Here is an 11,787-nt window from a genome sequence, read left to right as displayed (position 1 = left end):
CTCGAGCATTTTTCCTGCGCTATTTCTGATCACCTACCTACTGTGATTGGTATAATTCTCAATCTGTGTTGCAGATCATGCTAGAAGTGATGTGTATCGCATTTCATCCTTGATCTTTGATTTAAAGTTTATATTATCTTTCGAAACGAAAGTTTGGTGGTTACATGTCGAAACGTAATACTCAACAACGTCGCCATGCGATTGTTGCCATGCTGACTGAACAGGGTGAAGTTAGCGTAGATATGCTTTCAACTCTGTTTGAAACATCAGAGGTAACGATCCGTAAAGACCTTGCTGAGCTTGAGAAAAATGGACTCCTGCTGCGTCGTTATGGCGGAGCGGTTCCTGTTCCTCATGAAATGGTTTCGGAAAACGCAGTAAAAGTTTCGGAACAAAAGTTATCAATCGCAAAAATGGCGGCAACCCGGATCCGTGACCATAATCGAATTGTGGTGGACAGTGGTTCAACGACAGCAGCTTTGATCCCACTTCTTAATCAAAAGCGCGGTCTGGTGGTGATGACCAACTCTTTGAATGTGGCTCAGGCCATCAAGGAGTTGGAAAACGAGCCGACGCTCCTGATGACAGGCGGGACCTGGGATCCGCATTCGGAAGCATTTCAGGGACAGGTTGCAGAGCAAGCATTGCGTGCGTATGACTTTGACCAACTGTTTATTGGCGCTGATGGCATCGATGTTAGTCGCGGTACGACAACGTTTAATGAAATTGTCGGTCTGAGCCGTGTTATGTCAGAGGTTTCCAGGGAAGTCGTAGTTTTGATTGAGTCCGATAAAATCGGCCGTAAGATCCCGAATCTTGAACTTCCCTGGGAAGTGATCACTACGGTGATCACCGACAGTAAGCTTGATGCCACCACCAAACTTGCCATTGAAAAGACGGGCACAGAGGTGATCTGCGCCCCTGACTAGATACGGGGAAAGATATGTGTGGAATTGTGGGCGCGGTTGCGCAAAGGGACGTTGCTGAAATCTTGCTGGAAGGTCTGCGTAGGTTGGAATACCGCGGCTATGACTCTGCGGGTCTAGCTGTGACTGACAGCGAACAACAACTGCGTCGGTTGCGCCGATTGGGCAAAGTACAGAATCTGGCGGAAGCTCTAGACGAAACACCAGTTCTTGGTGGTACTGGTATTGCTCACACCCGTTGGGCAACCCATGGTGAACCAAGCGAAGCCAATGCACACCCACACATGTCAAGCGATAACATTGCCATCGTCCACAACGGCATCATTGAAAACCATGAACCGCTCCGAGAGCTACTCAAAGGCCGCGGTTACGTTTTTACATCCCAAACTGACACTGAGGTTATTGCTCACCTTGTAGATTGGGAATTGGTCCAGGGAGGCGGCCTTATGGAAGCCTTTCAACGCACAGTCAAACAGCTTGAAGGCGCTTACGGCACTGTAGTGATGGACAGACGAGACCCCGAGCGGCTCATTGCCGCGCGCTCTGGCAGTCCTTTGGTGATTGGCCTCGGTATTGGGGAAAACTTTCTGGCGTCCGATCAACTGGCACTGCTCAATGTCACGCGACGCTTCATCTTCCTTGAAGAAGGTGATGTGGCGGAAATTACCCGACGCGAAGTCAGCATTACCGATTTGAATGGCGAACGTGTTGAACGCCAGATTCATGAGTCGTCCATTGAGCACGATGCGGCAGATAAGGGCCCATACCGCCATTACATGCAAAAAGAGATTTTTGAGCAGCCTTCTGCACTCATTAACACGCTGGAAGGGCGTATTGATGGCAACAGCGTGCTGGTGGACAGTATCGGCCACGGTGCGGCGGAGATTCTGGCTAAAGCTGAGCACATTCAGATTGTGGCTTGTGGTACTTCTTATAACGCAGGCATGGTGGCACGTTACTGGTTCGAAGATATTGCAGGGGTGAGCTGTGATGTGGAGATCGCTTCGGAATTCCGCTATCGCAACTTCGTCACCCGCCCTAACAGCCTGTTGATCACCCTTTCCCAGTCTGGAGAGACTGCAGATACATTGGCGGCACTGCGAAAAGCCAAAGAGCGCGGCTTTATGGGGGCGATGACCATTTGTAACGTAGCGGGTTCTTCACTGGTTCGAGAATCCGATTTGGCGTTTATGACCCGTGCAGGTGCTGAGATTGGTGTGGCGTCGACCAAAGCGTTTACCACCCAGCTGGCGACACTGTTGATGCTGGTCACCGCAGTAGGCAAGCAAAAGGGGCATGCAGATGCTGCTAAAGAAAAAGCCATCGTAGAGGCATTGAACCGCTTACCTGCGACCATGGAACAGGCGTTGGCGTTCGACAAAGAGATAGAGCTGCTCGCAGAAGATTTTGCCGACAAACACCATGCTTTATTCCTCGGACGCGGAGAGTACTATCCAATTGCCATGGAAGCATCGCTAAAGCTGAAAGAAATCTCTTATATCCATGCTGAAGCCTACGCTGCTGGTGAGCTCAAGCATGGCCCGCTTGCGCTAATTGATGCAGATATGCCTGTCATCGTGGTAGCACCAAACAACGAATTGCTTGAAAAGCTCAAATCCAACATTGAGGAAGTGCGCGCTCGGGGTGGACAGCTTTATGTGTTTGCGGATAAAGATGCGGGCTTTGAAGCCAGTGAGGGCATGACCATTGTTGCTATGCCGCATGTCGATGAAGTGTGTGCGCCTATTTTCTACACACTGCCCATGCAGTTGCTGTCTTACCACGTTGCGCTTATCAAAGGGACAGACGTAGACCAGCCTCGTAACCTCGCAAAAGCTGTGACAGTAGAATAATACAGCTTAAAAATGAGAGTCTTAAATTAAAAAGGAGCCACTAGGCTCCTTTTTGTGTCTTATTAGGCATACAAGCACTGTCTGATTTGCTTTTTGCAATTATTGATTGGGAGTGGTTATTTGCATTTTGCAAATCATTTCGCAGTCATAACAAGACATCAAGTCCAGAAAGACTAACAGTGTCAATTGGAGTTCATTTAAAGTATTGATATTAAAGATGTTATTTAATGTCTAAATAGTTGGCCTGCATTGTGCATATTGTCGATAAACAGCAAAACTATATAACAGATAGCTGTACGTCGTAGGGAGTGAAGTATGATCGACTCGAAAGCACAAGTAGCAAAACGCATTAAAGAAGCACGTGAGTGGAAAGGGATCACTCAGGTGAAAATGGCCAAACTACTCGAAGTAGCGCGCCAAACGTATCTGGACATCGAAACGGGCAAAACAGAGCCTCGCGTTCGCATGTTGTCAGAAATTGCAGAAATCACTGAGCGTCCACTGGTGTGGTTCGTTTATGGTGATGCTGACGTTGAACTGCATGATGTGCAGTACAAACAGGATGTTAACCGCTTGCTGGAGCATTTTTCCAAGCTGCCGCATGAAGCGCGCACCGCTATCCTGAACCAGAGTGTCAATATGGCATCGTTCCTGGTTAACTACTCGAAATCAGCACAACGAGGTTAAGCACTTACTTACTTGGCAAGCAGGGTCACGCCTTGCCTGCCAAAATAGGTATTGCGTATTTTCCTTGTCATCTGGCTTAGGCAACAGTAGCCCTGATTCACACTTCAACAACGCTTTACATGTGTAGAAAACAACCCTGTGCATAATGCAGGATCTAGCAGTAAAGTGCGTCACTGTGAACAGAGCGAATTAACCTGTTCCTTGGCGCCGAGTTGTGGGGCAAGCGATGTTTATTGTCAAAGCTCATGTTGCACAGCGCATTAGGGAAGCGCGGGAGTACCGGGATATCACTCAGGTGGAAATGGCGCAGCATTTAGATGTTGCCCGTCAAACCTATTTAGATATTGAGTCCGGTAAAACAGAGCCCAAAGTGTCTTCCCTGGCAATCATCGCTGATGTAACCGGCCGTCCATTAAATTGGTTTTTGTATGGTGAAAGTACGCGAAGTGACATCGCGTTTACGCACAGGGACGATCTGAACTCCCTGTTGGCACTATTCAGTCAGTTACCTGAATCAGCACGTAACCTTGTGATGGATCAGGCGTTACTGCTGGCACAGTACATGATCAATATGACAACGCCGGATAAAGACCGATAAAAAGAAAAAGCAAAAAGCCCAGCAATGCTGGGCTTTTTTGTCTTTTGGGTTTGTGACTAGGACTTGGCTAGGAAGAATTTATAAGACGGATTTTCTGTCTCATCTTTCCATGCGTATCCCAGCTCACGCAGGTGCGCGGTAAATGACAGGATGTCTTTATCTTCCAGTTCAAAGCCACACAGCACGCGACCGTAGTCAGAGCCGTGATTGCGATAGTTGAAGATGCTGATGTTCCAATGCGTACCCAAGGTGTTGAGAAAGCGTAGCAGGGCGCCCGGATATTCCGGGAACTCAAAGCTGTACAGACGCTCTTTCATCGCTTTGGTAGGTCTTCCACCAATCATGTAGCGGATGTGGACCTTCGCCATTTCATCATCAGACAAGTCCTGTACCGGATATCCGCCTTTGCGTAGATCGGCAATGATGCCATCGAGCTCTTCCTGTCCATTTTGCAAACGCACACCGACAAAGATATTTGCCAGTGTGTCGTCGCTGTGACGGTAGTTAAATTCTGTCACCGCTCTGCCACCGAGGATTTTGCAAAACTCAAGGAAAGCACCTGTGCGCTCAGGAATCGTTACCGCCAACAGGCCTTCGCGTTTTTCACCCAGCTCAGCGCGCTCAGACACATATCTCAGGCTGTGGAAGTTGGTGTTCGCACCGGAAAGCACGGCGGCCATCTTCTTGCCTTTGAGCTGATGCTGCTCGGTGTATTTCTTTAGACCGGCCAGAGACAAGGCGCCAGCAGGCTCAGAAATCGCGCGGGTGTCTTCAAAAATATCTTTCACCGCGGCACAGATTTCATCACTCGACACCGTGATGATGTCATCCAGGTGCTCCTGACAAAGACGGAAGGTCTCATCACCAATGCGTTTGACCGCCACACCGTCTGCGAAGGTACCCACGTTATCGAGAGTGACCGGCTCACCGGCATCCAGCGCTGCTTTCAGGCAGGCAGAATCTTCTGCTTCTACTGCAATCAGTTTGACCTGAGGCAGCAACTGTTTAACCAGCACAGCAACGCCCGCAGCAATACCGCCCCCACCGACAGGCAGGAACATATATTCCAGATGGCCGTTCTGCTGAAGCATTTCCATGCCCATGGTGCCTTGGCCCGCAATCACCAAAGGATGATCAAAAGGTGGCACAAAGGTGTAGCCATGTGCTTCGGACAGTTCAACCGCCTTGGCTTTGGCTTCATCGAAGTTGTTGCCATGCAGCACGACGTTGCCACCAAAACCGCGAACAGACGCCACTTTGATGTCTGGCGTGGTGCGAGGCATCACGATAGTGGCTTTGATCCCCAGCTTATTGCCTGAAAGAGCCACACCCTGCGCATGGTTTCCCGCTGATGCAGCGATAACGCCGGCTTGTTTTTGCGCTTCGGTCAACTGCGACATCATGTTGTAGGCGCCGCGTAACTTGAACGAATGCACCGGCTGGCGGTCTTCACGCTTGAGCTGAATGGTATTGCCTAAACGCTGCGAAATACGTGGCATGTCCTGCAACGGGCTGACAATCGCAGCCTCGTAAACAGGAGCGCGCAAAATATCACGCAGGTATTCAGCGTTGCTGAGCGGTGCGGGTTCACTGTGTTGGCGGGCCTGACTCATGATTATCCCTCCAGCTTGCTTTTATCGCGCACTGCGCCTTTATCAGCACTGGTTGCCAGGCTGGCATAGGCTTTCAGCGCCAGTGATACCGTGCGCTCGCGCGATGCTGGTTTCCAGCCTTTCTCTGCCTGAGCTTCACGGCGTGCTGCCAGTTCAGCGTCATCCACTTCCAAAACGATCGAGCGGTTTGGAATGTCGATGGCAATGATGTCGCCTTGGTTAACCAAAGCAATGGTACCGCCGTTAGCCGCTTCTGGAGAAATATGGCCGATAGACAGACCGCTGGTACCACCGGAGAAGCGGCCATCAGTGATGAGCGCGCACTCTTTACCAAGACCCATGGACTTGAGATAAGTGGTTGGGTAAAGCATTTCCTGCATACCTGGGCCACCTTTAGGACCTTCATAGCGGATAACCACGACTTCACCGGCTTTCACTGCACCGCCAAGGATGCCGTTGACTGCATCTTCCTGGCTTTCAAATACATGGGCTGGGCCGCGGAAGGTGAGGTTTTCCTCTGCCACACCGGCGGTTTTCACAATACACCCGTCAAGAGCAATGTTACCGCTCAGTACGGCAAGACCACCATCCTGGCTATAGGCGTTTTCTTTGGTACGGATACAACCTTCAGTGCGATCGTCATCCAGCGTGTCCCAACGGCAATCCTGTGAGAAGGCTTTGGTGGTGCGGATGCCGGCAGGGCCTGCGCGGTAGAAGGTTTTTACGTCTTCGTTGTCTGTGACCGTGATGTCGTATTTCGCCAGCGTATCTGCCAGGGTTTCACCCAAAACATTTGGCACGTCAGTTTTCAGAAGACCTGCGCGGTCAAGCTCACCCAGGATACCCATCACGCCACCTGCGCGGTGAACATCTTCCATGTGATATTTCTGAGTGGAAGGGGCTACCTTACAAAGGTGCGGAACCTGACGGGAGAGACGGTCGATATCAGACATATCGAAATCGATTTCACCTTCCTGTGCTGCTGCAAGCAGGTGAAGAATGGTGTTGGTCGAGCCGCCCATGGCGATATCCAGCGCCATGGCATTTTCCAGCGCGGTTTTGCTGGCAATGTTACGCGGCAGGGTAGATTCGTCATCCTGCTCGTAATAACGCTTGGTCAGCTCAACGATACGCTGGCCAGCAGTAATGAACAGTTTTTCACGGTCTGCATGGGTAGCCAGCATAGAGCCGTTACCCGGCTGGCTGAGACCCAGCGCTTCGGTCAGACAGTTCATGGAGTTGGCAGTGAACATACCAGAGCAAGAGCCACAGGTTGGACACGCAGAGCGTTCGATCTGCTCGCTTTGCTCGTCTGACACGTTTGGATCGGCACCCTGGATCATGGCATCCACCAGATCCAGTTTCAGGATCTGATCGGAAAGCTTGGTTTTACCTGCTTCCATTGGACCACCAGAGACGAAAATCGCTGGGATGTTGAGACGCATTGCTGCCATCAGCATTCCCGGGGTGATTTTGTCACAGTTGGAGATACACACCATGGCGTCGGCGCAGTGAGCGTTCACCATATACTCCACAGAATCCGCGATGATTTCGCGTGATGGCAGGCTGTAAAGCATACCGCCGTGACCCATGGCGATGCCGTCATCAACAGCAATGGTGTTGAATTCTTTGGCGATGCCACCAGCGGCTTCGATTTCTTTCGCTACCAGCTGGCCAAGATCTTTCAGGTGCACGTGACCGGGTACGAACTGGGTGAAGGAGTTCACCACGGCGATGATAGGTTTACCAAAATCTTCATCTTTTACGCCGGTTGCACGCCAAAGGGCGCGGGCACCCGCCATATTACGGCCATGGGTGGTGGTGGCTGAACGGTACTTAGGCATTTCCTTATTCCTCTAAAACTACTTATTTGGCGTCCGGAGAGACCGGATCCAGCCATCCCCATTTGTCTTCGGTTTGACCGTTGAAAAGGCCAAAGAAGGCGGTTTGTACTTTCTCTGTGACTGGGCCGCGTTTGCCTTCACCCACAGTGATTTGGTCTACGCTGCGAACCGGCACGATTTCCGCCGCTGTGCCCGTCATGAAGACTTCATCTGCTAGGTAGAGGGCTTCGCGCGCGATGTTCTCTTCACGCACCTCGTAACCCATGTCCTTGGCGATGGTCATGATGGAGTCACGGGTAATGCCAGGAAGGATAGCGCTGGTGGCTGGAGGCGTTGAAATCACGCCATTTTTCACCACGAACAGGTTTTCACCGGCACCTTCAGACAAGTAGCCATCCACGCTCAAGGCAATACCTTCAGCATAGCCGTGGCGACGGGCTTCACCACCGACCAACAGGCTCGACAGGTAGTTACCACCCGCTTTAGCTGCGGTTGGGATCGTGTTCGGCGCGGCGCGGTTCCAGCTTGAAATCATGGCATCGACACCATTAGCCAGCGCATCTTCGCCGAGGTAAGTGCCCCAACTGAAGGCTGCAATGATGAGATCCATTTTAGTGTCTGGCGGCGGACAAACGCCCAGACCAACATTTCCGACAAAACCCAGCGGGCGGATGTACGCAGAGTTCAGGTTGTTGGCTCGCAATGTTTCACGGCACGCTTCCATCAGCTCATCGACCGAATACGGGATTGGGAAGCGATAAATTTTTGCGCTGTCTTTCAGACGTTGCATGTGTTCGCGGTGACGGAAGACCACTGGACCATTCGGGGTGTCGTAGCAACGAATCCCTTCAAAAACCGAGGTGCCATAATGCATGGCGTGGGTCAGCACGTGAACTGTGGCATCTTGCCATGGGATCAGTTCGCCGTTTGACCAAATATAATCCGCTGTGTTTGCCATTCTTATTAATCCTTATAACGCATTACTGTTGTTCTAGCGGGAGCAGACGTACGCGTGAGACATCCCATAATTTGTCTAACTGGCTCTGAAGGTTAGCGATAGGACGATCGCTCTTCACTTGCAGGGTAATTTCAACCGCATTGGTGTCATCGGTATGATGCATGTCGAGGCTCGTCAGGCGGAATCCACGGTGACGGACAATGCGCAGCAGACGCTCCAGCAATTCTGGTTGGTCGTCAGCATTGATTAGCAGAGTGTGTGATTGGCTCATGTACGCTCCAACATATCCTGGTTAGCGGCACCGGGTGGAACCAGTGGCCATACGTTCTCTTCCTCTGAGATAGCAACATGCAGCAGGTAGGCTGTGTCACTTGCCAGCAACTCCTGCAGGGCAGGGATAACTTCTTCTTTCCGGGTAATGGTTTTGCCCGGAATGTTGAAGGCTGACGCCAATGTCACGAAGTCAGGGTTATCCGACAAGTTGGTCTCGCTATAGCGCTCTTCGAAGAAAAGCTGTTGCCATTGACGTACCATCCCCAAACGTTGGTTATCCAACAGTACCATTTTTACCGGAATATTGCGGCGTTTCAGGGTGCCAAGTTCCTGAATGTTCATCATAAATGAACCATCTCCAGAAACTAATACAACTTCGTCATCAGGACGGGCCATTTTGGCGCCCATGGCGGCAGGTAAACCAAAGCCCATGGTGCCAAGACCTGCGGAGGTTAACAGGTTTTCAGGACGACGCGGCTCTACGTGCTGCGCCACCCACATTTGGTGTTGGCCAACATCGGTCGCGACGACGGTGGAGTCCGGCATCATGTCAGAGAGCTGTTTAAGGAGCAGCGGCGCAAAAATTGGATCGCCAGGGTGGTCATAACGCCATCCGAAGTCCTTTTTCATGGTCAGCACGCTGTCTTGCCATGCTTGGATGTCTGAAGGCTCGCCCAACTGCGGCAACACGGTATTTAGCTCACCGCGAAGTGCGACATTGGCGCGGCGCAGTTTGTGGAATTCTGCAGCGTCGATATCGATGTGAACGACTTTGGCGTTAGGCGCGAAGGTATCCAGTTTACCAGTGACGCGATCGTCAAAACGCGCACCAATAGCAATCAATAAATCAGACTGCTGCACCGCGAGGTTAGCCGCTTTGGTGCCATGCATACCGAGCATGCCGAGATAGTAGGGATAATCTTTGTCGACCGAGCCAAGTCCTTTCAATGTGCTGGTGGCTGGGATCTGACTGTGATTTAGAAACTGGCGAAGTGTATCGGTCGCGTGGGCCAGTTGAATGCCGCCACCGACATATACCATCGGCTGCTTTGCCTCTGCGATCAGTGCATTGGCTTCCTGTAACGAAGCTTCCGACACTTCTGGAGCAGAAGGCTGATTTACAATAGCCGTAAAGGCTTCTTCGATTTGGGCAAGCTGCACGTCTTTGGCGATATCCACCAGCACGGGGCCAGGGCGTCCTTCTTTAGCAACCACAAAAGCTTCTGCCAATGTGGAAGCAAGTTTTGATGTGTCGGTCACCAGAAAACTGTGTTTGGTGCAGGCAAGGGAAAGACCGAGAACATCAACTTCCTGAAAGGCGTCGGTACCGATTAGTGGGCTGGCAACTTGACCTGTGATAGCGACGACGGGCACAGAGTCCATCATGGCATCCGCGAGGCCAGTGATAAGGTTGGTTGCACCAGGGCCAGACGTGGCGAGACACACGCCAACGCCACCGGTTGATCGCGCATAACCGATAGCCGCCATGGCAGCGCCTTGCTCGTGACGGCAAAGGACATGATCAACGCCGCCGTCATAAAGAGCATCATATACGGGCATGATCGCACCGCCCGGATAACCAAAGATTGTCGTTACACCCTGCTTTCGCAAAGCTTCAACGACGAGCTGTGCACCTGTCATTGTGGCCTCCCGTTAAATCCCGCTAAGGAGGTTATTTGCTGAGCTTCCTGAGATGGTCCCATACCGCGTTTTCCTTTTTGCGTCTTGCAACCGCACGTCCAAATGTGAAAAAAGCCCCCGGACCTTTCGATGCGGGGGCTGTTGCGATGTTTGTTTGCTATGTTCTAGCCGTCGCTGCCCCTCGCGGTAGTACCACCACGATAATTGAAATAATAATGACTAGGGCGCGAGATAGATGATTCATTTTGTCTCTTTAAGCACCGTTTGTGTCGGCGCTGTATGTTTATGTCAACGTTTGTTTGCACAGTTGTTGTCTGCTCATAGTGGTATCACAGACTTCTGTCGCATGACAAGCAAAAAGTGGCTCGAATTTCCAATTTATGCTTCGTAATGCAGTAATACTAATGGTTTATGCAAATAACTTATTGATAGTTAAATAGTTACTGATTACGCCCTATGAATCTTGCCATTATCCATAGTCGCGCCTGTGTTGGTGTCGAAGCGCCACAGGTGACAGTCGAAGTCCATATCAGCAATGGGTTACCTGCGTTCACGCTAGTTGGCCTTGCCGAAACCACGGTCAAAGAAGCGCGGGACAGGGTGCGCAGCGCCATTGTGAACTCGGGCTTTGAATTTCCCGCAAGACGCATCACAGTCAACCTTGCCCCAGCGGATTTACCTAAAGAAGGTGGTCGGTTTGATTTACCTATCGCGCTCGGTATTTTGGCGGCTTCTGGGCAAATTCCGATGACCAAGCTCGATAGTCATGAATTTGCAGGAGAGTTGGCCCTTTCCGGCCAGCTACGCGCAGTAAAAGGCACTTTGCCTGCTGCCGTGGCGTGCCGAGAAGCGAAGAGAAGTTTGGTGGTGCCGGACGAAAATGGCGGACAGGTGGCGCTGGTGGGTCGGGATATTCATGTATCCGCGCCGGATCTGATTTCTGTTTGCCGCCATTTAAGCGGACAGGGCAGTTTGATGCTGAAAGAGCCTGAAGATGACGAAGTAACGCCAAATACCGCTGGACGTTGTATGCAGGACATTATCGGCCAGCAGCAGGGAAAGCGGGCGCTGGAGATTGCGGCAGCAGGTTCGCACAACTTACTTTTCCTCGGCCCGCCTGGAACCGGAAAAACCATGTTGGCATCACGTATGGCCGATCTGTTGCCACCTATGAGTGACAAAGAAGCGCTCGAAACTGCGGCGATCACTTCCCTGACGGAAAAGCCACTACATGAAGGTAACTGGCGCAAACGACCTTTTCGTACCCCACACCATTCCAGTTCAATGGCTGCATTGGTGGGTGGTGGCAGCACACCAAAACCGGGCGAAATATCGCTGGCGCACAACGGCTTACTCTTTCTCGATGAGATCCATGTAATCCTAATAACTAAAAA

10 protein-coding genes are annotated in these 11,787 nt (G+C 51.3%); 5 read left to right on the top strand and 5 right to left on the bottom strand.

From position 1 onward, the window contains the following. The first annotated feature begins 164 nt into the window (after positions 1 to 164). From RN22_RS22565 to RN22_RS22550, 4 genes are all read left to right on the top strand, one after another. Positions 165 to 929, top strand: a complete 765-nt coding sequence (locus RN22_RS22565) for a DeoR/GlpR family DNA-binding transcription regulator (protein ID WP_002540821.1) — start codon at positions 165 to 167, stop codon at positions 927 to 929. A 14-nt stretch (positions 930 to 943) separates the two neighbouring features. Continuing rightward, complete coding sequence (glmS, locus tag RN22_RS22560) at positions 944 to 2,779, top strand: glutamine--fructose-6-phosphate transaminase (isomerizing) (RefSeq protein WP_046307971.1); 1,836 nt, start codon at positions 944 to 946, stop codon at positions 2,777 to 2,779. A 315-nt stretch (positions 2,780 to 3,094) separates the two neighbouring features. Continuing rightward, the gene (locus RN22_RS22555; RefSeq protein WP_002540823.1) at positions 3,095 to 3,466 is read left to right on the top strand and encodes a helix-turn-helix transcriptional regulator; all 372 of its coding nucleotides are present in this window, start codon (positions 3,095 to 3,097) and stop codon (positions 3,464 to 3,466) included. Between the two features lie 226 nt (positions 3,467 to 3,692). Continuing rightward, positions 3,693 to 4,064, top strand: a complete 372-nt coding sequence (locus RN22_RS22550) for a helix-turn-helix domain-containing protein (protein WP_002540824.1) — start codon at positions 3,693 to 3,695, stop codon at positions 4,062 to 4,064. Between the two features lie 56 nt (positions 4,065 to 4,120). Here RN22_RS22550 and ilvA read toward each other — a convergent pair whose 3' ends face one another. From ilvA to ilvG, 5 genes are read right to left on the bottom strand one after another with little or no spacing between them, the layout of a single operon-like run. Beyond that, positions 4,121 to 5,677 (bottom strand): threonine ammonia-lyase, biosynthetic, encoded by a 1,557-nt coding sequence (ilvA, locus tag RN22_RS22545; protein WP_046307969.1) that lies wholly within the window; start codon positions 5,675 to 5,677, stop codon positions 4,121 to 4,123. A gap of 2 nt (positions 5,678 to 5,679) precedes the next feature. Continuing rightward, positions 5,680 to 7,521, bottom strand: a complete 1,842-nt coding sequence (ilvD, locus tag RN22_RS22540) for a dihydroxy-acid dehydratase (RefSeq protein ID WP_002540827.1) — start codon at positions 7,519 to 7,521, stop codon at positions 5,680 to 5,682. Positions 7,522 to 7,543: 22 nt separating this feature from the next. Beyond that, positions 7,544 to 8,479: a branched-chain amino acid transaminase gene (locus RN22_RS22535; protein WP_046307968.1), complete on the bottom strand. Its 936-nt coding sequence runs from the start codon at positions 8,477 to 8,479 to the stop codon at positions 7,544 to 7,546. Positions 8,480 to 8,501: 22 nt separating this feature from the next. After that, positions 8,502 to 8,750, bottom strand: a complete 249-nt coding sequence (gene ilvM / locus RN22_RS22530; RefSeq protein WP_046307966.1) for an acetolactate synthase 2 small subunit — start codon at positions 8,748 to 8,750, stop codon at positions 8,502 to 8,504. Continuing rightward, positions 8,747 to 10,393 carry an acetolactate synthase 2 catalytic subunit gene (ilvG, locus tag RN22_RS22525; protein WP_046307964.1) on the bottom strand — a complete coding sequence of 549 codons (1,647 nt, stop codon included), beginning with the start codon at positions 10,391 to 10,393 and terminating at the stop codon, positions 8,747 to 8,749. Before ilvG ends, ilvM begins: the two co-directional genes overlap by 4 nt. A 456-nt stretch (positions 10,394 to 10,849) precedes the next feature. Here ilvG and RN22_RS22520 point away from each other — a divergent pair. Next, a partial coding sequence (locus tag RN22_RS22520) for a YifB family Mg chelatase-like AAA ATPase (RefSeq protein WP_046307962.1) occupies positions 10,850 to 11,787 on the top strand: 938 nt, incomplete at its 3' end.

The sequence above is a fragment of the Grimontia sp. AD028 genome (assembly GCF_000973155.1).
Classification (GTDB): domain Bacteria; phylum Pseudomonadota; class Gammaproteobacteria; order Enterobacterales; family Vibrionaceae; genus Enterovibrio; species Enterovibrio indicus.
This window is presented reverse-complemented; position numbering and strand designations above follow the sequence as displayed.

What these genes read in the sequence shown, in the direction of transcription:
- RN22_RS22550 (WP_002540824.1), top strand. Translation starts at nt 3,693, where the DNA reads ATGTTTATTGTCAAAGCTCATGTTGCACAGCGCATTAGGGAAGCGCGG.
- RN22_RS22535 (WP_046307968.1), bottom strand. Translation starts at nt 8,479, where the DNA reads ATGGCAAACACAGCGGATTATATTTGGTCAAACGGCGAACTGATCCCA.
- glmS (WP_046307971.1), top strand. Translation starts at nt 944, where the DNA reads ATGTGTGGAATTGTGGGCGCGGTTGCGCAAAGGGACGTTGCTGAAATC.
- RN22_RS22565 (WP_002540821.1), top strand. Translation starts at nt 165, where the DNA reads ATGTCGAAACGTAATACTCAACAACGTCGCCATGCGATTGTTGCCATG.
- ilvD (WP_002540827.1), bottom strand. Translation starts at nt 7,521, where the DNA reads ATGCCTAAGTACCGTTCAGCCACCACCACCCATGGCCGTAATATGGCG.
- ilvA (WP_046307969.1), bottom strand. Translation starts at nt 5,677, where the DNA reads ATGAGTCAGGCCCGCCAACACAGTGAACCCGCACCGCTCAGCAACGCT.
- RN22_RS22555 (WP_002540823.1), top strand. Translation starts at nt 3,095, where the DNA reads ATGATCGACTCGAAAGCACAAGTAGCAAAACGCATTAAAGAAGCACGT.
- ilvG (WP_046307964.1), bottom strand. Translation starts at nt 10,393, where the DNA reads ATGACAGGTGCACAGCTCGTCGTTGAAGCTTTGCGAAAGCAGGGTGTA.
- ilvM (WP_046307966.1), bottom strand. Translation starts at nt 8,750, where the DNA reads ATGAGCCAATCACACACTCTGCTAATCAATGCTGACGACCAACCAGAA.